The organism is Pseudonocardia sp. TMWB2A, from assembly GCF_017312135.1.
The window spans coordinates 2763471-2788012 of record NZ_QKQY01000001.1 but is presented as its reverse complement, the minus strand read 5'-3'; the positions used below and the strand labels follow the sequence as shown (position 1 = coordinate 2788012).

Genomic DNA, 24542 nt, shown 5'->3' with positions numbered 1-24542 from the left:
CGTGATGTTCAGAAGTTGACCTGATCGCTGCCTTTGAGGCTTAATATCTGACGCGTGTCCGCCGGCGTCGCGACCTCAAGCGAAAGTTCTTCAATGACCCGTCGAATTTTGCGCACTTGGTCGGCATTGCTCGCGGCAAGTTCCCTCCGACCGAGATAGAGGCTATCCTCGAGACCAACGCGCACGTTGCCACCGAGCGTCGCGGCCATCGTTGTAAAGGGGATTTGACGGCGTCCAGCGGCGAGTACTGACCAGACGTAAGCATCGCCAAAAAGTCGATCGGCAGTTTCCCGCATGAACATGAGATTGGAGGCATCGCTGCCAATGCCGCCCAGCACTCCAAAAATCGACTGGACAAAAAAGGGCGGCTTAATCAGTCCGCGATCAAGAAAGTGAGCCAACGTATAAAGGTGGCCTATGTCATAGCACTCGCACTCGAAACGCGTGCCATGACCTTCCCCTAGCGCCTGCAGAATATAGGCGATGTCACGAAACGTGTTACGAAAGATAAAATCATCAGTCCCGCGCAAGTAAGGCTCTTCCCATTCAAACTTCCACTGATGATAGCGGTCGGCCAAGGGGAATATTCCAAAATTCATCGAACCCATGTTGAGCGAACACATTTCCGGAGCAAATTTAAGAGGTCCTGCGAGCCTCTCCTCGACTGTCATATTAAGTGCGCCGCCGGTGGTGATATTAAGAACAGCATCAGTTGCCTGCCGCAGTTGAGGTAGGTAGGCCATGAAGTGCTCAACCTTGGGTGAGGGACGGCCATCCTTCGGGTCACGAGCATGTAAGTGCAGCACCGCTGCGCCAGCCTCTGCAGCCGCGATACCCTCGTCCAAAATTTGCTGCGGCGTCCAGGGCAGCGCGTCGGACATAGTCGGCGTGTGGATGCCGCCGGTGAGCGCGCAGGTGATGATGACTTTGGAGGTATTCATGCGGGATCCTCGTCAATAATAGCGACAGCGCGCGTCCACCCGGCAGAAGCGCCTTTGATCTTCACGGGGAAACAGGAGACGAAAAAGGGCGTGCTATCTGGCAAGCTTTCCAGATTGTGCAGTTTTTCGAGATGACAGTAACCGTGATCGATCCCGACTCGATGCCCTTCCCAGATCAGTGAGGCATCTCCAGATTCTGCGACCCGTTCCTTCGTGTGGACAAACGGCGCGTCCCAACTCCAAGCATCTGTGCCGGTCAAGCGTACGCCGCGTTCGATCAAATAGAGCGTCGCTTCCCGGCCCATACCGCAACCGGCGCTAACATAGTCATCCATGCCGTACCGTTTTCCCGCGCGGGTGTTCACAAGCACGATGTCATAGGGTCGGAGCGTGTGTCCGATACGAAGCAACTCGGCTTCGACGTCAGCAGCGCGAACAACGTAGCCGTCGGCGAAATGACGAAAGTCGAGTCTTATTCCTGGCCTAAAACACCAGTCGAGTGGCACCTCGTCGATCGTGATCGCCCGCGCCCCGCCGTCCATGGTTGAGGCAAAGTGATAAGGTGCATCGAGATGCGTACCGTTATGAGTATTCAGGCGTAGCCACTCAATCGCCCAACCTTCTCCTTCCGGCAAATCTGACGACGTCACGCCAGGAAAGAAGCTGATCATCTCGGACGCTGTCTGCAGGTGATTGCGGTATTCAATCTCCGGCCGGAACCCTGGGGGATCTGAGGCGATGCCACTTTCTATCGTGCATGAAAGGTCGATAAAACGACGCATTTCTATAATCCTCATCCCACGTTCGAACACGCCCATCGCACGCGCGTGCGCTTGCTATGGCGGCTAACCCTTGCTACCCGTTACACGGCTGTATAACTGACTTATACGTTCGTGTAATTTCTCTGTCAAGGAGTGCAGATGGCGTCGGCAATTGATACAAAAACCCGCATAATCGACGCTGCGGAGCGACTTTTCGCCGACTCCAGCTTCGATGCGGTGGCAGTGCGGGACATCATGAAGGAAGCGCAAGCGAACCTAGGACTCATGAAATACTATTTCGAGTCGAAGGAGGCTCTGGTTGAGGAAGTCATCGCGCGACGCGCAGGGATATTAAACGCTGAACGACTCCAGCGGCTAAATCGTTTCGCGGGAACGCCCGAAAGCTCGATCAAGCGCGTAATCGATGCGATCGTAGACCCTTATTTCGAAATGATGATGCAGCCTGAACCCGGGTGGCACTCCTATGGCCGCTTGATAGCACAAATGGCGCAGTCGAAGCGTTGGAACGATCTCATACACAAATATTTCGATGAGATTTCCGGAAAATTGATTGATGAGTTGGAGCGCCTTACGCCTCATACATCAAGAGACGATGTGACGCGTTTTTTTCTTTTTGCTATCGGCGCTCAACTTAACTTCTTCTCAATTAACGGCCGCTTGCGATCGCTAACAAATGGAGCGATATCTGACGAAGACCTGGAGGGAGGCGTTGAACATCTAAAAAGGTTTCTCGTGAGCGGATTGACCGGTTCTCTCTCTTCCTAATCTGAGGTTATGACATCGACTGACACCAGAAGATAGCGGTGGCCGCTAGTGTTGCAGGGAAAAAGGACCATAATACACTGGTCGGAGCGGGTGGTGAGACGCCAGAAGCCTTGATGGCATTCTACAATCAGCCTATCTATGGCGAAATGGCCTGCAGTCCGAATTTGATTATGCCCGAGTGTATAATCCGGATCGGAGGTCGAACAATAGGTTTAGCCCGATCATACGGGCGCGTGAGTTAGTGTAGATATTTAGGTCTTTTCGCGAGAAGCGCCTCGCTGCAGTATAGTGGCAATTTCTTCCGATGTCCGCGCCACTGCCAATCGCAGGGCCTCATCCACATGGATATAGCCCTGCGTCACCGTCTGTGCGGCATGCCCAAGCATGGCGGCTATCGTCAGTTCGGAAAAGCCAAGATCGCCCGCGACGCTGCCGAAGGTATGCCGCAGTGTATGCGGAGTTGCGTAGGCAATTTTGGCGATAGTGCATAGACGACCGAGGCAATCCCGGGCCGTAGTGATCGGGCCATCCGTTCCCGCAGACGGAAATACGTAGGGATTGGTGGCGACCGAGGGCTGCTCCTGTATCAATGAAATCGCGGGAGCACCGATCGCACGAAGTTGAGCGTCGCCTTTGGTGTCTGGGAACGCCACGTAGCCCCCTCCGGCGTTCAGCCAGTCGCGTCGCATGGCTTGCCCCTCCTGACGCCGGAAGCCGGTCAGCAACAGCAGCTTGATGATGGCAATCCCCACCGGGTTTTCGCCATGACGCTCTGCCACGACCATGGCCGCCCCCAGATCTTCGATCTCGGCAACACTCAAACGACGCTTTTTCTTGTTAGTCGCGAGTTTACGGGCGCCCTTGGTAGGGTGTTCCTTCAGCAATCCCTTGTGCTTCGCATGGCCAAGCACACTTTGAAGCGTACTTACCACGCGGGGAGCGACTCCTGCGCCGCCAGTGCTGACGCCGCCGCGACCGCCCGTGCGCGGTTTCGCCGTTTTTCCATTTACGACGTCTGCCTGCATAGTCTCGACGTCAGCGACCGTCAGATGGCGCGCTTTGCGCTGACCGACCAGGGGCTTGATGTGTGACTTGATCCGGCTCTCGTCCATATTGAGCGTCGAGGCCTTGATGGGCCTGTTGCGTCGCCCCAGAATGCGGCCGGCACGGGCCTCTTCCAGATACCAATCACACAACTCGGCAACGGTGACATCCTTGCGAGCTTGGACCACTGCCTCAGCAGGGTCGCCGCCAGCTGCAACTTCACCAAGCTTAATCTTGGCCAAATCGCGCGCTTGCTCGACAGTGAAAATGCCATACCGGCCGAGCTTGACCCGGCGAGAACGCTCATCGACGTTGCGATACTGGATGACAAAGGTTTTCGCCCCGGATGCCCCAACGCGGATCCCAAACCCCCGAGTTTCAGTATCCCAGTGGAAGGTTTGTCCCTTCGGGGGAATCGGCAGGGCGTCGATCGCCTTCTTGGTGAGTTTTGCCATGTCCGCTTCGATCCTGCGTCTACCGCTTGCTTACGCGGATCGCTTCTAGACCAAAAGTAAGCAATACGTAAGCAGAAAAGGGCGTTCACTCGGCGGAAATCGGATAGTACGGCGAAAATGGTATTTCATAACATATTGAATATGCAGCTATATCGTGTCATCTCGAGCCATGGCGTAAGGCAATTTCATGATTGCCAAGGTTGGGGTCGAGGGTTCGAATCCCTTCGCCCGCTCCAGATATCTTGCATAATTTCTATTACTAGATAGCAGCGCCTGATGGCGTACGTTACCGCTAGGTTAACGGGAGCGTCGCTCTGTGCTGGCAAGTTTGGCGGGAAATTGCTAACCCGCACAGGATGAAGAAGATTGCTGCTGTTTTGATGCTTGCGGCCGCGCTTGGCGGGTGCCGCAATGCCGCTCCGACTTATGACCATGCCGCGACATTGGTGGAAAAAGGTGATCTGGGTGCGGCGCGGGTCGAGCTTATGAATCTGCTCCAGAAAAGCCCCGGTAACGTCCGCGCGCTCGCGCTGATGGCGCGGGTGCAACTGGCGGGCGGCGACGGCGTGGGCGCGGAAAATACGTTGAAGCAGTTGGCCGCCAAACAAGCCCTCACCTCCGCCCAGCGCGGGCAAATGGCCGAAGCCTTGATGCTGCAAGACCGGTGCGACCGCGTCGACCAGATGAAGGATCCGGCGAGCGGCCCCGAAGCGGACGTGCTGCGTATCCGCATTAGCTGCGCGATTGCGGCAGGCGATAGCGCCAAGGCGGGCACGCTTGTCGCGCTGGCCGAAAGCCGGTTTGACGATAATGGCCCGCTCACCGTGATCCGCGGGCGCTATGCGGTTGCGCGCGGCGATTTTGACGCAGCGCGCAGCCTGTCGGCGCTGGCGATCGAGCGGCTGCCCAAGGATTTTGACGCGGCCTTGCTTGGCGGGCAGGTTGCGCTCATTGACGGCGACTATACCCGCGCGCTTGCCGAATTCGACCGCGCGGCCAAGCTTAATCCGGTGAGCCTTGCGCCGCTATTTGCCAAAGGTCTGTTGCTCGCCGAACTGAACCGCAAGCCCGAACTCGACGCGCTCATCGCGCACGCGGAAAAAATCGGTGCCAATCGCGGCGAGGTGCATTTGCTCAAGGGCGAATCCGCCTTTCTCGCTGGTGATATGCACGAGGCGCAAAATGAAGCGACCGCCGCGCGCAAGATTTTAGCAGGCAATCCGTCGCTGCGGATGCTCGAAGCGCGCATCGCGATGAAGCAGGGCAATGACGGAATTGCGGTGCAGCAACTCGCGCAACTGGTGCGCAGCCAGCCCGGCTATGCGCGCGCGCGGCTGTTGCTGGCCGAAGCGCAATATAAGACCGGCGATGCCAAGGCGGCCGCCGAAACCTTGCGGCCCGCGGCCATGCTAGCCAACGCACCGCGCGCCTATGTCGCGGCGATGGCGACCTATGCCAAGGCCGCCAAACTTCCCGACGCCGATGCCTTTGCCGCGCGCGCCAAATATCCTTCGCCCGCGCGTCTTGCCGATGCGCTGGTCGAAGCGGATGCCGCGATGCAGCGGCGCGATTGGCAAGGGGCCGCGCTGCGCTATGAGGCTTTGCTTACCGAAACGGGACAGCCCAATGCGGTGATGCTCAACAATCTCGGCTGGGCGCAGTTTGAACTGGGGCAGCATGACAAGGCGGTCGCCACGCTCAAAAAAGCGGTCGATACCGCGCCCGATAATGCGTCGGCGCGCGACAGCTATGGCTGGGTGCTGTGGAAATCGGGCAAGGATAAAGCAGGCGGCATCGCGCAATTGCGCAAAGCCGCAACGCTAGCGCCCGACAATAAGGCGATTGCCGCGCATCTGAGCGAGGCGAGCGCGCGGCCGAACTGACGGCGCAGGCATTGCATTACAAGGATTAAGCAGACCATAAAAAACGCCGGAAAGCGTGATGCTCTCCGGCGTTTCTGTCCGTTTCGTTTAAAGCTTGCGGCCTTATCAGGCTTGCTGCGCGCCTTGCATCTTGCGGCGACGGCCAAGCGCCCAACCCATGCCGAGAACGCCGACCGCGAACAAGCCGACCACGCCGGGTTCCGGCACTTGCGTGCCGCCCGAGGTCGATCCGCCGCTGCTGGAAACCACCGTACCGGTGCCGACAGCCGAGCTAACCGAACCTGCGCCCGTAATGGACTGGTAGCGCACAAAGAAATCGTCGAGCGTCAGCGAGGTCAAAGGCGATGCGAAATTGAGCTTCAACGTGCCCGAGCCGCTTTGCCCCATAGTGACGCCGCCACCGCCGCCGCCAGCACAGCTATTGCCGCCGCCGCCTGCTTTGAAGCACACGTCCACGGTTCCGACATTGGGAACATTCCCGCCAAGCGCGGTTTTCGTGAAGGTGCCGGTCGATGTGGCACCGGCAATTTCCGGATTGGTGTTGAAACCGAAGCCGGAAATGCGCGCGGTGTCGATCGGGTCGACCGAGTCATTATTGATGACATAGGAAAAGCCGTAGCTGTTCGAGGTCACGTTGGTCAGCGTAAAAATTGCCGAACCGAGCAGGCCTGCGACCGTACCGTCACCGGTAAAGCCGTTAAAATTGACGGTGAAGCTGTTGCCCACATTGGCCGAGGAGAGCAAAATCGGTTCCGCTGCTGCGGGGGCCGACAAAGCTGCAAGGGTCAGAACGATAGCCGCACGAAAGCCCAATTTGTTCATCTTGAAATTTCGGGCCTTGGCGGCCCGCCCCGTTGTTAAAAGCCGGAATCTTTTGCTATTCCGGCCATGATTCTCGAAATGATTAAGATGCCTTTACCGTATTATCGTGGGAATTGCGACTCTTGACAGGATATAAAAAGAGTAAATTTCTGTCTCTATCGGGGACAGGTTCAAGTCCTTAACCGGCCGAGAAATCCGCGTGTGCGCAAAATGGCGTGCGCGCAATTATGCCCCGGCGCACCGGTGACACCGCCGCCCGGATGGGTGCCCGACCCGCACATATAAAGCCCCGAAAGCGGCCCTTTATAGCTGCCATGTCCCAGCACCGGCCGCGCCGCCCACATCTGGTCGAGCGACAAATGGCCGTGCATGATGTCGCCATTGACGAGGCCGAATTTACGCTCCAGCCCTTTGGGCGAAAGGATCATCCGGCCAAGAACCGATGCGCGGAAGCCCGGCGCATAATGTTCCACCGTGTCGAGGATGGTGTCCGCAGCCGCATCTTCATAATCGTCCCAATCTTTGCCGTCCGGCAATTGCGGCGCGAATTGCTGGCAGAACAGGCTGGCGACATGCTGGCCCTCAGGGGCTAAGCTGTCATCGACAGTCGAGGGGATAAGCATTTCGACAATCGGCGCCCGTGACCAGCCTTGCGCTTTGGCCGACACAAAGGCGCGGTCCATATAATCGAGCGTCGGTGCGATGATGATGCCCGACCGGTGATGCTCGCCGGGTTCGGGAAGGCAGGTGAAGGTTGGCAGTTCGCGCAGCGCGACATTCATACGGAAAGTGCCGCTTCCGACTTTGAAGCCTTTGATGCGGCGTAAGAAATCCTCCGGCAAATCACCTGGCGCGATCATGCGTTCATAGAGGAGTTTCGGCCCGACATTGGCGATAATGCGCGGGGCAATGATTTCCGCGCCGCTGCCGAGCTTCACCCCCACCGCCTTGCCGCCATCGACCAGCACCCGCGCGACCGGCGTTTCGAGGCTGATTTCGACCCCCGCCGCGCGGCAGACATCGGCCATGATTGCGGTAATCCGCCCCATGCCGCCGACACTATGGCCCCATGCGCCCTTATTCCCGTTCACCTCGCCAAACACATGGTGGAGCAGCACATAGGCGCTGCCCGGCGTATCGGGCGAGGCATAATTGCCGACCACCGCATCAAAGCCGAACGCCGCCTTGACCGCATCGCTTTCAAACCAGCCATCGAGAAAATCGCGCGCCGATTTGGTGAACAGGTCCAGCACATCGCGCTGCGCCTCCAGCGAAAGCCGCGCGAGCATCCGGCCCTGTTGCGCACCCGTCAGCAAGGTGCGCATCCCTTCCCCGGCATTGGGCGGGATTTGCAAAGCCAACCCGCGCAGCACATCGGCAACCCGCTCCAGCATCGCATAATAGGCCGGAAGCGCGGCCGCATCCTTGGCCGAAAAACGGCGGAACTCGGCTTGTGTGCGTTCCAGCCCGCCACCTAGCTTCAGATAATCGCCATTTTCTTGCGGCAGAAAATTGGAGATGGGCCGCTCGATCACCCGATAGCCATGATCGGCTAGCCGCATATCGGCAATTACCTTGGGCTGGAGCAGGCTCACTGTATAGCTTGCAACCGAATTGCGGAAACCGGGATGGAATTCTTCCGTCACCGCCGCGCCGCCAATCACGTCGCGCGCCTCCAATATCCGCACTTTAAGGCCCGCCCGCGCCAGATAAAAGGCGCACACCAGCCCGTTATGCCCGCCCCCGATAATCAGCGCATCATAGCCCATCGGCCCCGTCCCTTGTCCGGCTGCTTCACCATCTCCCCTTTAGAACGGTGCGTTGCTTTGCGCAAAGCGGGGGATTTTGTGCAGGTGCAGCATTGCAATTCACCAAATCTATATTGCAGCAATTGCACGTGTCATTCCGTGTAACCTGTCCTATGGAGAGGGGCATGGTTGAGTCGGATACAGCCCTGCTGCTCGCGCGAATACAATTCGCTTTCACCGTCAGTTTCCACTTTCTTTTCCCCGCTTTCTCCATCGGCCTTGCGAGCTTCCTCGCGGTGCTGGAAGGCTTGTGGTTGAAAACCGGTAACGCCGTTTATGACAGCCTCTACCGCTATTGGCTCAAAATCTTTGCGGTCGTGTTCGGCATGGGCGTGGTGTCCGGCATTGTCATGTCTTATCAGTTCGGCACCAACTGGTCGGTCTTTTCGGACAAGGCGGGGCCGGTCATCGGGCCGCTCATGGCCTATGAGGTGCTGACCGCTTTCTTCCTTGAAGCAGGCTTTCTGGGCGTCATGCTGTTCGGCAAGGAAAAGGTCGGTAAAACCCTCCATTTTGGCGCCACTTTGGCGGTCGCCATCGGCACCTTCATTTCCGCTTTCTGGATCCTGTCGGTCAATAGCTGGATGCAGACGCCGACCGGCTTTGCGATCAATGATGTCGGCCAATTTGTCCCCGCGCATGGTTGGTGGGACATTGTGTGGAACCCCAGCTTTCCCTATCGCCTCATCCATACGGTCATCGCCGCCTATCTGACCACCGCCTTTGCGGTGGGCGCGGTGGGCGCGTGGCATCTCCTCAAGGACCGCGCCAATGAAGGCGCGCGCAAAATGTTTTCGATGGCGATGTGGATGGCCGCCCTCGTCGCGCCGGTGCAGATTTTCATGGGCGATATGCACGGGCTTAATACGCTTGAGCATCAACCCGCCAAGGTGATGGCGATGGAAGGCCATTATCAAAGCCATCCGGACGGTGCGCCGCTCATCCTGTTCGGCATCCCCAACAGCAAGGAACAACGCGTCGATTATGCCATCGAAGTGCCGAAAATCTCCTCGCTCATTTTAAAGCATGACATGAATGCGCCGCTTGCCGGGCTGGATACGATCCCGCGCGAAGATCATCCGCCGGTTGGCATTGTGTTCTGGTCATTCCGCATCATGGTGGGCTTGGGCTTTGCGATGCTCGGCCTTGGCCTGTGGAGCCTTGTCGCGCGCTGGCGTAAATCCCTCTATGACTGGTCATGGCTGCACCGTGCGGCGCTGGTGATGGGGCCATCGGGCTTTATTGCGGTGCTGGCGGGATGGATCACCACCGAAGTCGGCCGCCAGCCTTGGACCATTTACGGCCATTTGCGCACCGCCCATTCGGCCTCCCCGCTCGATGCGCCCGCGGTTGCTATTTCGCTACTCGCCTTTGTGATCGTCTATTTCGCCGTATTCGGTGCAGGCGTGTGGTATCTGTTCAAGCTGGCGGCCAAAGCGCCGCAAATCGATGAACCATTGCCACAGGACGATCCGGCGCGCGCGGCAGGCATTACGCCCGCGCCCGCGTTGCTTGAGGGGGAACATCATCATGAGCGTTGATCTCACCATTGTCTGGGCGGTCATTATCGCCTTTGCGGTCGCCATGTATGTGGTGATGGACGGGTTCGACCTTGGCATCGGCATCCTGTTCCCCAGCATCAAGGTCGGCACCGAACGCGACACCGCGATGAACAGCATCGCGCCGGTGTGGGACGGCAATGAAACCTGGCTGGTGCTCGGCGGCGGCGGTTTGATGGCCGCTTTTCCGCTCGCTTATGCGATCATCCTGCCTGCGCTTTATGCGCCGCTTATCGCGATGCTGCTGGGGCTTATCCTGCGCGGCGTGGCGTTCGAGTTCCGCTGGCGCGACCCCGCCCATCGTCCAATCTGGGACATAAGCTTCTTCGCCGGTTCGCTCATCGCGACGCTCGCGCAAGGCATTACGCTGGGCGCATTGTTGCAAGGGATTGAAGTGACGGGCCGCGCTTATTCGGGTGGCTGGTGGGACTGGATGACCCCGTTCAGCCTGCTCACCGGCGTCAGTCTGGTCATCGGCTATGCGCTGCTCGGCTCGTGCTGGCTTATCTGGAAAACCGAAGGCGCATTACAGGATCATGCGTTCCGCTTTGCCCGTCCGCTGGGGATTGCATTGGTCGTCGCGATTGGCGCGGTGAGCCTTGCGACGCCCTTCCTCGAAGGCCAATATTATCACCGCTGGTTCGAATATCCGGGCATTATCGCAACCGCGCCGGTGCCGTTCCTGACCGCCATCGCAATTGCGGTGTTCCTGCGCAGTATTGTCAAAAAGCAAGAACGCGTGCCTTTCTTTTCCGCGCTCATCCTGTTCGGCCTGTGTTTGGTCGGCTTGGGTGTGTCGATGTGGCCCGATGTCATTCCGGGGCGTGTCACCATCTGGCAAGCCGCCGCCCCTTATGAAAGCCAGCTCTTCATGCTGGTCGGTGCCGCGGTGCTGGTGCCCATCATCCTTGCCTATACCGCTTGGGCCTATTGGGTATTCCGCGGCAAGGTCGATACTGCAGGCTATCATTGATGGCCGCGCCGGACGGGCCAGCCAGCGACGCCCCGCGCGGACGCACCAAATTGCGCCAGTTAGGCTGGTTCATCCTCATCTGGGCGTTGAGTGTTACAGCATTGGGCGTGGTCGGGTGGCTGATACGATTGGCGTTGAAGCCGTAAATTTATTCTACCGCCCCCCTAACCCTTTCGTCATTGCGAGCGCCGTAGGCGCGCGGCAATCCAGTGTTGCGCACTTCGACTCTGGATTGCCGCGCCGCTCCGCGGCTCGCAATGACGATGGTGTAGGGGTTATGTCAGCCGAACAGCTTGTCCGCATCGAGCGCGTAGAGCAATTGCGCACCACCGACCGCCTGCGCGGCGAGGCCCAAGGCTTCGGGGACAATACGGTCGAGATAGAAGCGGGTCGTCACCAGCTTGGCTTGGAGGAACGCATTGTCGGGATCATCGCCAAGCGCCGCCTTGGCGATCCCCGCCTCTTGCAGCATCAGCCAGCCGCAGGTCGCGACCGACAACATGGTGAGTAGCGGGTAGCTGCCCGCCAACTTGTCATCGACATTGGCCGAACGCATCCATTGCACGGTATGCGCGACCGCATCGGCCAGCGCGGCGAGGCCCTGTTCGGCGCCCGCATCTTTCTTGATGTCGGCAATCAAATTATCGAGCGCCGCGCCATTATCCATACTCATCTTGCGGCCGACAAGGTCCGCAGCCTGGATGCCGTTAGTGCCTTCATAGATGGGCGCAATGCGCGCATCGCGGTAGAATTGCGCCGCGCCGGTTTCTTCGATGAAGCCCATGCCGCCATGCACCTGAACGCCGATGCTCGACACTTCGCAACCGATGTCGGTCGCGTGCGCCTTGGCGAGCGGGATCAGCACATCGAGGCGGCTTTGCGCGCCATCAAGGCCGAGCGCCGCGCGGTCCACCTGACCAGCCGCATAATAAATCAGTGCACGCGCCGCTTCGGTCTGCGCTTTCATGCGGAGCAGCATCCGGCGCACATCGGGATGTTCGATAATCGCTACGGGGTTTTTGTCACCACTTCCGGCGCGCGGTGACTGGATGCGTTCTTTCGCATATTCCACCGCTTTTTGCGTCGCCGCTTCGGCAATCTGGATGCCTTGGTTGCCGACATTCAATCGCGCATTGTTCATCATCGTGAACATCGCCTTGATGCCACCAAATTCGCCGCCGATCAGCTCGCCGATACAATCGTCATTGTCGCCATAGGACATGACGCAGGTGGGCGATCCGTGGATGCCGAGCTTATGTTCGATCGAGACACAGCGCACATCATTGGGCGCGCCGATGCTGCCATCATCATTGACATGATGTTTGGGCACGATGAACAGCGAAATACCGCGCGTGCCTTCGGGCGCTCCGGGCGTGCGCGCCAGCACCAGATGGACGATATTGTCGGTCAGATCATGCTCGCCAAAGGTGATGAAAATCTTGGTGCCTTTAATCTTGTATTTGCCCGCATGTTCGCCTTCGGTGATCGGCGTTGCGGTGGTTTTGAGCGCGCCCACATCCGACCCGGCCTGCGGTTCGGTCAGGTTCATCGTGCCGTTCCATTCGCCCGACACAAGCTTGGGCAGCCACTTATTCTGCTGCTCCGGCGTGCCGTGATGGATGAGGCTTTCAATCGCGCCGGGGGTCAGGATATTGATGAGCGTGAAGCCCATATTGGCCGTCCCCAGATCCTCGATCAGCGCGGTATAAAGCGCATAGGGCAAGCCCTGCCCGCCAAAATCAACCGGACCGTTCAAGCCGCCCCAGCCATTGGCGACGAAATTCTGATAGGCCTGTTTGAAGCCCGGCGGCATGGTGACGGTGCCGTCCTGCCATTTGGGATTATGCGTGTCCCCCACGCGGTTGGTCGGCGCATATTCTTCCGCTGCAAATTCGCCAATACCGGTAAGGATCGCATCAACCATATCCGGCGTCGCATCGGCAAAGCGCGCATGGCTCGCCAGTTCGTCAATCTTGACGATATGGTCGAGAAGAAAGCGTTGTTCGCTGACGGGGGGCGTATAGGTCATGATTGATACTACTTTTCGTTGGAAAGGGAGGTGATTCGTTGGCTATAGCGTGGCATGGCCAGCGGCTCAAACCCCTACTTTGGTACCAAAATCATGCCCTATGATGTGGCAGCGATTGAGGAAGCTGCGCGTCTGCTGCTGGCCGGAGAGCCGGTCGCGGTGCCGACCGAGACAGTCTATGGCCTTGCCGCCGACGCGACCAACCCCCACGCCGTCGCGCGGATTTATGAAGCCAAAGGGCGCCCCAGTTTCAATCCGCTCATCGTCCATGTGCGCGACCGCGCGATGGCGGGGGAAATTGCGCATTTCGATGAACTGGCGGACAGGCTTGCCGCGCATTTCTGGCCGGGGCCGTTGACCTTGGTGCTGCCGCAGCGCGCAGGCCATAAGATTGCGCGCATCGCCACCGCAGGGCTGGGCACCATCGCGCTGCGCTGTCCTGCGCATCCTGCGATGCAGGCGGCCATCGCGGCAACGGGCCGCCCGCTTGCCGCCCCCTCCGCCAATGCCAGCGGGCGCATCAGCCCGACCAGCGCGGCACATGTCGTTGCAAGCCTTGACGGGCGCATCCCGCTGGTGGTCGATGCAGGGCCTTGTCCGGCGGGGCTGGAATCGACCATCGTTGCCCCGCGCCGCGACCATCTCCTGCTGCTGCGTCCCGGCCCTGTCACGGTTGAGGATTTGGAAGCCGCCACCGGCTTGCCCGTCCGCACCGACAATAGCGGGGCCATCACCGCCCCGGGCCAGCTTGCCAGCCATTATGCACCGGGCAAGCCGGTCCAGCTTGACTGCACCGGCCCTGCTCCCGACCTTTTCCTGATCGGCTTTGGTGCGATGGGCGGCGATTATAATTTAAGCGCGGCGGGTGATTTGACCGAAGCGGCCAGCCGCTTGTTCGACGCGCTCCATGCAGGCGATGCGAGCGATGCGGAGCAGATCGGCGTGGTGCCAATCCCGGCGTCAGGGCTGGGCCAAGCGATTAACGACCGTCTCCGCCGCGCGGCGGTGTGAGTCCCTACGCCTTCTCCCATCAAGGGAGAAGGTTTGAATCTCAATAGGGCTGTGCCGGTTGCCCGTCCGTCGGTAACAGCCCCTTCTGGCGCAATTCCGCACATTCTTCGCGGTAGGGATTTTTCTGGCAGCGGCGGATGGCTTTGCCTTCTTCCTCCTGCTGCTTGCGCACTTTACGGCCCAGATTGCGGTCGGCTTCGTCCTGGCTGGTGGTCGCCCAGTCGGCGGCTTGACCGACGGCTTTGAATGGGGCTTTGACAACGCTGGCCGCGGTGCTGACACAGCCGCCCAGCACCAAGCTGGACGAGGCGAGCGCGATAAGGGCGGAATATTTCGTCATAAACTTGGTCCTCTGGCTTGGCCTATTGCCCGTTTCTACGGGCCGCGTGATATGGTCCTTCGCGGATCGCCGCTGAGTGCGCGGTGAATAGCGCCCTCTTTTGCGGCAAGACGCACTTTTGGCAAGATTTTACGCAATGCCGACGTAAAATAATGATAGTCCCTGTAAAGCTTGTCGCGGTCATGGGGGTAACGCGACCCTTGCGTTGCCGGTCTGTGTCGAGCTTCTTAATCAAGGAGGGAGGGTCGCATGACCATCATTCAAAGAGCATTGGCGGAATTTTTCGGTACTTTCTGGCTGGTTTTCGGCGGTTGCGGAAGCGCCGTGCTGGCAGCGGCCTTTCCGGAACTCGGCATCGGTTTTGCGGGCGTCGCGCTGGCGTTCGGCTTGACCGTTTTGACCATGGCCTATGCCGTCGGCCATATTAGCGGCGGCCATTTCAACCCTGCCGTCACCGTCGGCCTGTGGGCCGGTGGCCGGTTCGATGCCAAGGATATTCCGGCCTATGTTATCGCGCAGGTGATCGGTGCGATTGTCGCGGCCTTCACCCTTTATGTGATTGCGAGCGGCAGCCCGGCCTATGATCTTGCGGTCAACGGCTTGGCCGCCAACGGTTTTGATGCAGGGTCGCCCGGCAAATATACGATGGCCGCTGGTTTGCTGATCGAAGTCATCCTCACCGGCTTTTTCCTGTTCATCATCATGGGCGCCACCGATGGCCGTGCGCCCGCAGGTTTTGCGCCGATTGCCATCGGTCTTGCGCTGACCCTCATCCACCTGATCTCGATCCCGGTCACCAACACCTCGGTCAATCCGGCACGGAGCACCGGTCCTGCGCTGGTGGTCGGCGGCCTTGCGTTGCAACAGCTTTGGCTGTTCTGGGTCGCGCCGCTGGTGGGCGGAGCGATTGGCGGTATCCTTTATAAAGTCGTCGCCCGAACATCTCCGCCGAGCATCTACTAAATTGAACCTAGCTTGTGTCCCCGCGCAGGCGGGGACCTAGGGCGATGTTGCTCTACCTAATACTGGGCCCCCGCCTGCGCGGGGGCACATTTTTTTAGTTTAGCCCAGTAAATCCACCGCAAAGGCGCGTAATTCGGGGCCGATGTCGGGGCGTTCCAGCGCCAGCGCGAAATTGGCGGCGGCGAACCCTGCTTTGGAGCCGCAGTCGAAACGGCGGCCATCGAATGTCACCGCATGGAAAGGCTGATTGCCGATCATCTGCGCCATCGCGTCGGTGAGCTGGATTTCCCCGCCTGCACCTTTTTCCTGATGTTCAAGCGTGCGCATCACCTCCGGCTGGAGGATATAACGGCCCGAAATGATGAGGTTGGAAGGCGCGGTGCCGGGGGCAGGCTTTTCGACAAGACCCGTGACTTCGGTAATCGCCCCGTCCCGCTTGCCCGGTGCGATCACGCCATAGCTTGAGGTTTCCTCCGGCGCGACTTCCAGCACCGAGATGAGATTACCCCCGCCAATGCGGGTATAGGCATCGACCATCTGCTTCATACAGCCGGGCTTGCCGACCATGAATTCGTCGGGGAGAAAAATCGCGAAGGGTTCGTCCCCTACAATATCGCGCGCGCACCAGATCGCATGGCCAAGGCCGAGCGGTTCTTGCTGGCGCACATAAGCGCAATTGCCGGGACCGAGCCGGGTCGGTTCCAGCACCGAAATATCCTTACCGCGTTCGGACATGGTTTTTTCCAGTTCGAACGCAATGTCGAAATGGTCTTCGATCGCGCTTTTGCCGCGTCCGGTCACAAAGATCATCTGCTCGATGCCCGCCTCGCGCGCTTCATCGACCGCATATTGGATGAGCGGACGGTCCACCACCGGCAACATCTCCTTGGGGATGGCTTTGGTCGCGGGCAGAAAGCGGGTGCCAAGACCTGCGACAGGGAACACGGCTTTGCGGATCGGAGCGATATCAGTCATGCACTTTTTCCATAAAGCCGGTGTTTTGAAATAACCATAATCAAATTCGCCCCTCATTATACCGGATGGTCCCATGCCCTTTGCCACAAGAGGAGAGCGGCAACCCTATATCTTGTGGTCCGCCGCCAAAGCAGAGAAAAACCCTTGTTTCTGCCAAAAACACCCCCTTAGCTTCGCAAAGTTCGGGCAAATCGGCAAATTTTCCGACCACTATATATGCCCTCCCATAGGGATACGCCCGCCTTGAAATATCAGCTTGTTCCCGTTCACATTATAGCCCCTGTCGCACCATGAATTTCCATTCTGTGCGCCCGCAAGGCAGTAGGACAGCGTAAAGAGGATTGATTGCGTTTGGGTAATATCCCTGGACGTCCTTGTACGGATGCAAATTGCTTTACTTTGCAAGGGCACACCATCAGAATTAGCAGGTTCACCGGGGGGAGAATCACGTCAAATGCGTAGCTTCATTTTTATGTCACTGTGCTGGGGGCTTGCATCAACGCTTTGCGCGCCCGCAGCTATCGCTCATGCAGCGCCTGCCTCCGCCGCCCCTGCGGCCATCAACGCCAAGGCCCAACATTTTGCCGATCTGCAAATTGCGGTCGGCAATTCGGATGAAGCGATGGACCGGACGATGCAGGCCATCGTCGCGCAAATGATCAAATCCAGTCCCGATCTCGCCGCAATCGCGGATATTTTGCCGGACTTTGAAAAGAAATTCATCATAACGTTGCGCCCTTTGATGATGGAGCATCGCGACGCGATGCTGCCCGGTTATCGCGCCGACCTCACGCAGTTTTTCTCCGCCAATTTTACGGATACCGAACTGGATTCGCTCATCACTTTCTATCAGTCTCCGTTAGCGAAAAAGATGTTTTCCTCTTTGTCCGAGCGCATGGATTACAAGAATATCAGCACCGAAATGGCGCGCGAGCTGGATGATGAAAATGCAGAAATCTCCGCAGTTGCGATGCGCAAGGATATGATGCGCGCGGCCATCGGTGCAGCGTTACAGCTCACGCCAGACGAACGGAAAATGCTTACGCGCTTTTCGCAAACGCCGCCCGCCCGCAAGCTGACCAGCCTAACAGCGCAGCGGCAGGCGATAGAGTTTAAATGGTTTAATACTCCCCCCAGCCCCGCGTTGCAAAAGCGCATAGATGCCGCGATTACAGGCTTGTTCGAAGAATTGCTTGAGGATGATAGCGCGGGCAGCAAAGGCAAGAAACGCAAAACCGCCACGGATTCGGGCGTGGCGGAATAACCCCGCGCCCTACTCCGCCAATTTCCCCGCAAAGCCTTTGCGCAATTTCGCCAGCTTTGGCGGGATGACCGCGAGGCAATAGGGGTTACGCTGGCCTTCGCCTTCCCAATAATCCTGATGATAATCTTCCGCCGGGAACCAGGTAGTGAGCGGTTCGATGCTGGTGACAATCGGCGCGCTATGGTCGGCGGCGGCGCGGGTCATGGCATGGTGCGCCGCGTCTTCCTGCCCCGCATCATGCGGAAAAATCGCGCTGCGATATTGGGTGCCAATGTCATTGCCCTGCCGGTTAAGCTGGGTCGGGTCATGGGTTGCAAAAAACACGTCGAGCAGATCATCATAGCGGATGACGTCCGCGTCATAGGTGATGCGGATCGCTTCGGCATGGCCGGTGTCGCCGGTGCAAACCTGCTTGTAGCTGGGGTTTTCGACGGTGCCGCCAATATAGCCGCTTTCGACCGTCTCGACCCCTTCAAGCCCCTTAAACACGGCTTCGGTACACCAGAAGCAGCCTCCGGCAAGCGTTGCGGTTTCGGTGGTCATTTTCGGGCTCCTTTGGCTTTGGCGGGGATGCGGGTCACAAGGGCGGGACGCGCGGACGGATCGGCGGCCAAGGCGCGCGTTACAAGATCGGCCTCACGCCGCATCGCATCGCGCCGGTCCTTCCAGCTTCCATGCGTTTTGGAACGCAGGATGCCACCATCATGTTCCGGCCCGAACCTTTCCCACATCCGCGCCGCCGCATAAGGGTCATAGCCAGCTTTGGCGAGCAGCCACACGGAAAGCTGGTCGGCTTCATCTTCGGACTGGCGGGTGAGCCGCGCATTGCGACCGAATTGCTGGAACAGGCCGCGGCTGATGCCCGCCGCATTGAGCGCGAGCCGGTGCTTCAAGATATTATGCGCAAATTCATGCGCGATGACAGCGGCCAGTTCATCATCGCGGGTCGCATATTCGACGAGCGCCGCCGTCACCTGCACGCGCGCGCCATCCGCTGCGGCGTTCATTTCATCGTCCGCCGTTACCGAAAAGCGGGTCGCGCAGACGGTTTGCGCTTTGACGGGGAGCGTCGCCTGAAGCGACAGGCCTTGGCCTTCACGCAGCGCATTTTGCACGCGCACTTCGGCCATACCATCGCCAAGCCAGCGGGCCATGCCCTGTTCGATCAGCCCCATGCGGCTGAAGGTGCCGCTCTTTTTCTTGTTATCGCCAGCGGTCGCGGCAAGTTCGCCCAGATTTTGCCCGTCAATCGCAACCACCGCTTCGCCGACATGAAAGCCGCCGCGCGCCGCCGGACTGCCCGGCGCAATCGCGGCGATGATGATGTCGGGGCTTTCGGGCCATAATGTATTATAGGCCATAGCGGCGGCGCGCTGGTCCTTGGCCGGATATTGCGCGCGGTCGGTGAGGAGCCAGCCAAGGCTCGGCACCGTATCACGGCACCAATCGCGCGCGGACAGCGCCAGCCGGTAGCCGATGGCATTGACCCTTTTGTCCGCTGCGGCCAGTCCGCGATAGGTTTCCAGCACGTCGCTATCGAGCGAGGCCGCATTGGCCGCCCGCGCGGGTGGGGCTTTTGCAAGTTGCTGCGTTTGTGGCTTGGCCTGCCCCTGCGCCTGTCCTTGAACCAAGGTCGACGCCGCTACGCCGCCCGAAGGCAGCAGGGCGAAGGGCAGCACGCAAACCGCCAGCGCGGCGCGCCGGGCCAATATATTCAACCGGTGGATGGTTACCATGTCGGCTCTTCTACCGGCTCGCAGGCGTTTCGGCCAGAGACCTTATCCTGTTTCCGGTGAAGACCAGCTTTATGGCGGCCCCGCTTTATCCGATGTCCAGCATTACCGCCTAATCAGGCCGCTTTCGCCTCGCGTTTGGCTTTTTCTTCCGCAACCAGCTCCTTGCGCGACAATTTGCCGATCATGGTTTTGGGTAGCTCGGCGCGGATTTCGAGTTCCGATACGCGCTCATGCTTGCCCAGTTGCGGGTTCAGCCATTTCATCAGTTCGGGCGCGGTGATTTCCGTGCCTTCCTGCAAGGTCACAAACGCCTTGGGGGTTTCGCCGCGATAAGTGTCCGGAATCCCGATGACGAGCGCCTCTTTGACCGCATCATGTTTGTAAAGAACATCTTCGATCTGGCTGGGAAAGACTTTGAAGCCGCCGACCGCAATCATATCCTTTAGGCGATCGACAATTTCGATATAGCCGTCGGGGTGGAGGATCGCGACGTCGCCGGTGCGCATATAGCCGTCGATAAAGACTTCGGCGTCCGCGTCGGGGCGGTTCCAATAGCCTTTCATCATCTGCGGCCCTTTGAGCAGCAATTCGCCCGGTTCTCCGGGGGCGGCAAGCTTGGTCGGGTCTTCCTTGTCGACCAGGCGGATATGGGTGCCGGGGACAGGCTGGCCGATGGTGCCGGACCGGTTCACGCCTTCATAGGGGTTGCACGACACCACGCCCGAACTTTCGGTCAGGCCATAGCCTTCGACCACCGACGAACCGGTGAGCGTTTCAAACCGTTCGCGCACTTCATGCGGCATCGGCGCGCCGCCCGAAATACACACACGCAGCGACGAAAAGTCGATCTTCGCGGTTTCCGGATTGTCGAGCAGGGCCTGATACATGGTTGGCACGCCCGGCATGGCGACCGGCTTGGTGCGCGCAATCGCAGCCAGCACTTGCGCTGCATCAAAGCGCGGCAGCATGACGATAAGCCCGCCATGATTGACCGTGCGGTTCAACACGCAGGTATTGGCGAACACATGGAAGAAGGGGAGGATGCCCATGATCCGGTCTTCTTCGGCTTCATCGTCGCGGCGCGGGTCAATCGCGTTCACCTGCCGCGCATTGGCGGTGAGGTTTTGATGGGTCAGCATCGCGCCCTTGGGGCTGCCGGTGGTCCCGCCGGTATATTGGAGCAGCGCCACATCTTCGGCGTCCAGCGTTACCGGCTGGGGCTGGCCGTCATTGGCGATAAGGTCGGAAAAATGGGTGATGCGGCCATCATTTTCCGGAAAAGGCGTGACTTCCTTTTTCTTGAGCATCCGGAAGAGGAAGGATTTGACCGGCGGCAGCACCCCCGCAACCGATCCGACCACCAGCCGCTGGAGGCTCGATTTGTCCAGCACCTTGAGCGCGGTCGGCAACAAGGCCGACGCCGACAAAGTGAACAGGATTTCGGTGCCGCTATCTTCGACCTGCGCGGCCAGTTCCTCGACCGTATAAAGCGGCGAGAAATTCACAACAATCGCGCCCGCCAGCATCGCACCATAATAAGCCGCGACATAATGGGGGGTGTTGGGCAGGAACAGGCCGACGCGCGTGCCTTTGGTCACGCCAAGCTGTTGCAGCCCCTTGGCGACCTTGCGGATCGCGGCTTCATTGTCGGCATAGCTGTATGTGCGCCCCATAAAATCGAGCAGCGCGGCATCGCCTTTGGCTTTGGAGGAGGCGAAAAACATATCCGGCACGGTGAGCGGCGGAAATTGCGTATTCCACGGCACCGGATGCCCATATTCGGTGAGCCAGATTGTCTCTGGCGAGACAGCATCGCGCGCCAGTTGGTTCACAGCCGCATTAGCCGCTGCATCCCGTGCTGCACCAGTAGCTTCACCACTTACTTCAGGGCCTCCGTCGGCGGGCGTCAAAGATGCCGTAACGGAATTTGTCGGGGTTGATTCGTTATCCTCTTCCATGGCTATGAAGGCTAGTATATCTGCGGCTTTCCTGCAAATTTCTTTGCGAGAAAGCGCGCATGATACCCAAGCCGGACATGGCCCGAACACTCCTGGCCGCCAACCATCCTTACGTCCTGCTTGATGATGCGCGGGAGGGCGACGCTGTCCCTGCCCGCTTATTTTATGCGCCCGAACAGATAGAGATTGCGCGCACCACCCAAGAGGTCCGTGCGCTGGTCGATTGGATGGACAAGGAAGCGCGGCAAGGGGCGTTGCTCGCAGGCTATCTTGCTTATGATGCGGCGGGGGCGTTCGAACCGCGGGTCGACAGTGTTGATACTGAAGCCCCGCCGTCCGCGCTCCCGCTTGGCTGGTTTGCGCGTTTTGCCGACATGGAACGGATCGCCGCTGACGATGTGCCCGCGCTCCTCCCCGACCCCGCAGGCGCTTGGGCGAGCGCCGCCGAGCCGCGCATCTCCCGCGCCGCTTATGACCGCGCACTAGAGCGCATCCTCGCCTATATCCATGCGGGCGATATTTATCAGGCGAACTTCACTTTCATGAGCGTTGTGCGTTTCGGCGGCCATCCGCTCGCCCTTTATGCGCGGCTGCGCGAACGGCAGTGCGCGGGCTATGGCGGGATTATTTTTACCGGCGCGCATTGGATATTATCCTTTTCGCCCGAACTTTTCTTCAGCCAGCGCGGGCGAAGCCTGATGGCGCGGCCGATGAAAGGCACCGCGCTGCGCGACCCCGACCCGGTTCGCGATGCCGCCCAAGCCGCACAGCTTGCGAGCGATCCCAAACAGCGCGCCGAAAATCTGATGATCGTGGATCTTATCCGCAACGACCTGTCGCGTGTTGCAAAGCCCGGCAGCGTGCGCGTCCCCGACCTGTTCCATGTCGAGCAATATCCGACCGTCCACCAGATGATTTCATCGGTGGAAGCGCAGCTTTCGGACGGGCATAATGCGGTCGATGTGTTGCGTCAGGCTTTCCCGTGCGGATCGATCACCGGTGCGCCCAAAATCCGCGCGATGGAAATTATCGCGGCGACCGAAAGCGCGCCCCGCGCGCTCTATACCGGCTCGATCGGCTATATAGCGGGCATGGCGGAGGCTGCATTTAATGTGGCAATCCGCACATTGCTTATTGAAAAAGACAGCCACTATGCCGCATTGGGGCTTGGGTCTGGAATCGTTGCCGATTCCCGTAAAAGCGCCGAATGGGCGGAATGTCTGGCAAAGGGACGGTTTGTGGAAAGCGCGCCACGCTTTGATCTCATAGAAACCATGGCCTTTGATCCCAATGAAGGGATAGCAAGGCTGGAGCGTCATCTCGCGCGGCTCAAGGCCAGTTCGGAAGAGCTGGGCTTTGCGTTTGACCGCCATGCCGCGCGCAATGAATTGCAGGCCGCAACCTTCCGTTTGCGCGCGCCCGCCAAAATCCGGATGCTCTTGTCGCGGCGCGGAAGCATCTCTATCGAAACCGGCCCGATGCCGGACGCCTCTAAGGCCCCCGTCAAGGTCGCGCTCGCGCCGCTTCCGGTTGATCCGTCCGACTGGCGCCTCCGTCACAAAAGCACCGAGCGCGGTTTTTACGATCAGGCACGGCTGGACAGTGGCGCGTTTGAAGTGGTGTTTGTCGCCCCCGATGGCAGCCTCACCGAAGGCAGCTTCACCAGCCTGTTCGTCGAACGCGACGGCATACTCCTCACCCCGCCCGTAACCCAAGGCTTGCTCCCCGGCGTCTTGCGCAGCGACCTCTTGGAAGAAGGCCGCGCGGTCGAAGCCACACTTACCGCCGATGACCTGAAGGATGGTTTTTATATCGGTAATAGTGTGCGCGGGTTGATGCAGGCGGGGTTAGGCTGACCAGCGCGCCGCATTGGCCGTCAGGCGCAATGCGCAAAACCGTTACCCCCGAAACCTTCTCCTGCCTTGCCCTTGGGGGCGGTGCTGGTTAAGGAGCCTTCGCATCCTGCACATGTCCATTACCCCAGCCGATAAGGAGCGACCCCGCGCATGTCCGCCGATATTGAACAGCTTTCCAAGGCTCTTGAGCGTATCAAACCGTCGCCGACCTTGGCGATGACCCAGCGGGTAGCGGAATTGAAAGCGAAGGGCGTCGATGTGATCGGCTTGTCGGCGGGTGAGCCCGATTTCGACACGCCCGATTTCGTCAAGGAAGCCGCGATTGCCGCGATCCGCGCCGGAAAAACCAAATATACCAATGTCGATGGCACACCCGAATTGAAGGATGCGATCATCGCCAAGTTCAAGCGCGACAATGACCTTGCTTATACGCGCAGCCAAATCACGGTGAATGTCGGCGGCAAACATACTTTGTTCAACGCGCTGGTCGCGACCTGCAACAAGGGCGACGAGGTTATCATCCCTGCGCCTTACTGGGTGAGCTATCCCGATATTGTCGCGTTCACCGGCGCAACGCCCGTGATCGTCAAGGCCAATGCCAACCAGCTTTACCGGATGCTGCCCGAACAGCTTGAAAAGGCGATTACGCCCAAAACGCGCTGGCTGCTTCTGAATTCGCCGTCCAACCCTTCGGGCGCGGCTTATGAGGAAGAAGAGCTGGCGGCGTTGGGCGAAGTGCTGCGCCGCCATCCGCACGTGATGATCCTCACCGATGATATGTATGAACATGTCTGGTATGCGCCGACGCCGTTCAAGACGATCGCGCAAGTGTGCCCCGATTTGTACGACCGCACCTTGACCATGAATGGCTGTTCCAAAGCTTATGCGATGACCGGCTGGCGTATCGGTTATGCGGGCGGGCCGGAATGGCTCATCAAGGCGATGGCGATGTTGCAATCGCAATCGACATCAAACCCCTGTTCGATATCGCAAGCCGCCGCCACAGCCGCGCTCACCGGTCCGCAGGATTTCCTCGAAGAACGCAACGAAGCATTTGAAAAGCGCCGCGACATGGTGGTCGCGATGCTCAACGACGCGCCGGGCCTCCATTGCCCGACCCCGGAAGGCGCCTTCTATGTCTATCCGGACGCAAGCGAATTGATGGGCAAAACCACGCCCGACGGCAAGGTCATCAAGAGTGACGACGACTTGATCGACTATTTCCTCGACAGCGTTCAGGTCGCGGCGGTTGCGGGATCGGCGTTCGGCTTATCGCCTGCGTTCCGGATCAGCTATGCGACTTCGGAAAGCGTGTTGAAGGAAGCCTGCACGCGGATTCAACGCGCCTGCGCGGCGTTGAAATAAGAATAACAAACCT

Annotated in this window: 21 protein-coding genes; 10 read left to right on the top strand and 11 right to left on the bottom strand. The window is 59.2% G+C overall.

Going from position 1 to position 24542, the window contains the following annotated elements; genetic code table 11:
* Positions 1-8: 8 nt before the first annotated feature.
* Positions 9-941, bottom strand: coding sequence for a 3-keto-5-aminohexanoate cleavage protein (locus DMP17_RS12985; protein ID WP_337829497.1), 933 nt, complete (start codon positions 939-941; stop codon positions 9-11).
* Positions 938-1723, bottom strand: a complete 786-nt coding sequence (locus DMP17_RS12980) for a cyclase family protein (protein WP_337829496.1) — start codon at positions 1721-1723, stop codon at positions 938-940. The genes DMP17_RS12985 and DMP17_RS12980 overlap by 4 nt, the downstream gene beginning before the upstream one ends.
* Before the next feature lie 138 nt (positions 1724-1861).
* Between DMP17_RS12980 and DMP17_RS12975 the strand changes: the two genes are divergently transcribed.
* A complete protein-coding gene (locus DMP17_RS12975; protein WP_337829495.1) occupies positions 1862-2488 on the top strand; it encodes a TetR/AcrR family transcriptional regulator in 627 nt (208 codons plus the stop codon).
* A gap of 251 nt (positions 2489-2739) precedes the next feature.
* On the opposite strand, the gene DMP17_RS12970 is transcribed toward DMP17_RS12975, so the two are convergent.
* A complete protein-coding gene (locus tag DMP17_RS12970) occupies positions 2740-3987 on the bottom strand; it encodes a site-specific integrase (protein ID WP_337829494.1) in 1248 nt (415 codons plus the stop codon).
* A 356-nt stretch (positions 3988-4343) separates the two neighbouring features.
* On the opposite strand from DMP17_RS12970, the gene DMP17_RS12965 reads away from it, so the two are divergent.
* Positions 4344-5870, top strand: coding sequence for a tetratricopeptide repeat protein (locus DMP17_RS12965; RefSeq protein ID WP_337829493.1), 1527 nt, complete (start codon positions 4344-4346; stop codon positions 5868-5870).
* A 105-nt stretch (positions 5871-5975) separates the two neighbouring features.
* Here DMP17_RS12965 and DMP17_RS12960 read toward each other — a convergent pair whose 3' ends face one another.
* On the bottom strand, positions 5976-6692 hold the full coding sequence (locus DMP17_RS12960; RefSeq protein WP_337829492.1) for a cistern family PEP-CTERM protein: 717 nt from the start codon (positions 6690-6692) through the stop codon (positions 5976-5978).
* A 170-nt stretch (positions 6693-6862) separates the two neighbouring features.
* Complete coding sequence (locus DMP17_RS12955) at positions 6863-8461, bottom strand: phytoene desaturase family protein (protein ID WP_337829491.1); 1599 nt, start codon at positions 8459-8461, stop codon at positions 6863-6865.
* 164 nt (positions 8462-8625) lie between these two features.
* Between DMP17_RS12955 and DMP17_RS12950 the strand changes: the two genes are divergently transcribed.
* From DMP17_RS12950 to DMP17_RS46395, 3 genes are read left to right on the top strand one after another with little or no spacing between them, the layout of a single operon-like run.
* A complete protein-coding gene (locus DMP17_RS12950; protein ID WP_337829490.1) occupies positions 8626-10041 on the top strand; it encodes a cytochrome ubiquinol oxidase subunit I in 1416 nt (471 codons plus the stop codon).
* The gene (gene cydB / locus DMP17_RS12945) at positions 10031-11032 is read left to right on the top strand and encodes a cytochrome d ubiquinol oxidase subunit II (RefSeq protein ID WP_337829489.1); all 1002 of its coding nucleotides are present in this window, start codon (positions 10031-10033) and stop codon (positions 11030-11032) included. Before DMP17_RS12950 ends, cydB begins: the two co-directional genes overlap by 11 nt.
* Positions 11032-11178, top strand: coding sequence for a DUF2474 domain-containing protein (locus DMP17_RS46395; protein ID WP_443217864.1), 147 nt, complete (start codon positions 11032-11034; stop codon positions 11176-11178). The genes cydB and DMP17_RS46395 overlap by 1 nt, the downstream gene beginning before the upstream one ends.
* A 134-nt stretch (positions 11179-11312) precedes the next feature.
* Here DMP17_RS46395 and DMP17_RS12940 read toward each other — a convergent pair whose 3' ends face one another.
* Positions 11313-13061 carry an acyl-CoA dehydrogenase gene (locus tag DMP17_RS12940; protein WP_337829488.1) on the bottom strand — a complete coding sequence of 583 codons (1749 nt, stop codon included), beginning with the start codon at positions 13059-13061 and terminating at the stop codon, positions 11313-11315.
* A 105-nt stretch (positions 13062-13166) separates the two neighbouring features.
* Here DMP17_RS12940 and DMP17_RS12935 point away from each other — a divergent pair, with 105 nt between their 5' ends.
* Positions 13167-14072: an L-threonylcarbamoyladenylate synthase gene (locus tag DMP17_RS12935; protein WP_337829487.1), complete on the top strand. Its 906-nt coding sequence runs from the start codon at positions 13167-13169 to the stop codon at positions 14070-14072.
* Positions 14073-14112: 40 nt separating this feature from the next.
* On the opposite strand, the gene DMP17_RS12930 is transcribed toward DMP17_RS12935, so the two are convergent.
* Positions 14113-14412, bottom strand: a complete 300-nt coding sequence (locus DMP17_RS12930) for a hypothetical protein (protein ID WP_337829486.1) — start codon at positions 14410-14412, stop codon at positions 14113-14115.
* 249 nt (positions 14413-14661) lie between these two features.
* On the opposite strand from DMP17_RS12930, the gene aqpZ reads away from it, so the two are divergent.
* On the top strand, positions 14662-15375 hold the full coding sequence (aqpZ, locus tag DMP17_RS12925; RefSeq protein WP_337829485.1) for an aquaporin Z: 714 nt from the start codon (positions 14662-14664) through the stop codon (positions 15373-15375).
* Positions 15376-15474: 99 nt separating this feature from the next.
* On the opposite strand, the gene galU is transcribed toward aqpZ, so the two are convergent.
* On the bottom strand, positions 15475-16350 hold the full coding sequence (gene galU, locus DMP17_RS12920) for a UTP--glucose-1-phosphate uridylyltransferase GalU (RefSeq protein ID WP_337829484.1): 876 nt from the start codon (positions 16348-16350) through the stop codon (positions 15475-15477).
* Positions 16351-16804: 454 nt separating this feature from the next.
* Here galU and DMP17_RS12915 point away from each other — a divergent pair, with 454 nt between their 5' ends.
* On the top strand, positions 16805-17614 hold the full coding sequence (locus tag DMP17_RS12915; protein WP_337829483.1) for a DUF2059 domain-containing protein: 810 nt from the start codon (positions 16805-16807) through the stop codon (positions 17612-17614).
* Positions 17615-17623: 9 nt separating this feature from the next.
* On the opposite strand, the gene msrA is transcribed toward DMP17_RS12915, so the two are convergent.
* The 3 genes from msrA to DMP17_RS12900 all read right to left on the bottom strand — a co-directional run bounded on the left by msrA (position 17624) and on the right by DMP17_RS12900 (position 21308).
* Positions 17624-18157: a peptide-methionine (S)-S-oxide reductase MsrA gene (msrA, locus tag DMP17_RS12910; protein ID WP_337829482.1), complete on the bottom strand. Its 534-nt coding sequence runs from the start codon at positions 18155-18157 to the stop codon at positions 17624-17626.
* On the bottom strand, positions 18154-19350 hold the full coding sequence (locus tag DMP17_RS12905; RefSeq protein WP_337829481.1) for a M48 family metallopeptidase: 1197 nt from the start codon (positions 19348-19350) through the stop codon (positions 18154-18156). Before DMP17_RS12905 ends, msrA begins: the two co-directional genes overlap by 4 nt.
* Before the next feature lie 113 nt (positions 19351-19463).
* Positions 19464-21308 carry a long-chain-fatty-acid--CoA ligase gene (locus DMP17_RS12900; protein ID WP_337829480.1) on the bottom strand — a complete coding sequence of 615 codons (1845 nt, stop codon included), beginning with the start codon at positions 21306-21308 and terminating at the stop codon, positions 19464-19466.
* 77 nt (positions 21309-21385) lie between these two features.
* On the opposite strand from DMP17_RS12900, the gene pabB reads away from it, so the two are divergent.
* Both pabB and DMP17_RS12890 read left to right on the top strand, forming a co-directional pair.
* Positions 21386-23164, top strand: a complete 1779-nt coding sequence (gene pabB / locus DMP17_RS12895; protein ID WP_337829479.1) for an aminodeoxychorismate synthase component I — start codon at positions 21386-21388, stop codon at positions 23162-23164.
* A 150-nt stretch (positions 23165-23314) separates the two neighbouring features.
* Complete coding sequence (locus tag DMP17_RS12890; protein ID WP_337829478.1) at positions 23315-24529, top strand: pyridoxal phosphate-dependent aminotransferase; 1215 nt, start codon at positions 23315-23317, stop codon at positions 24527-24529.
* Positions 24530-24542 lie beyond the last annotated feature (13 nt).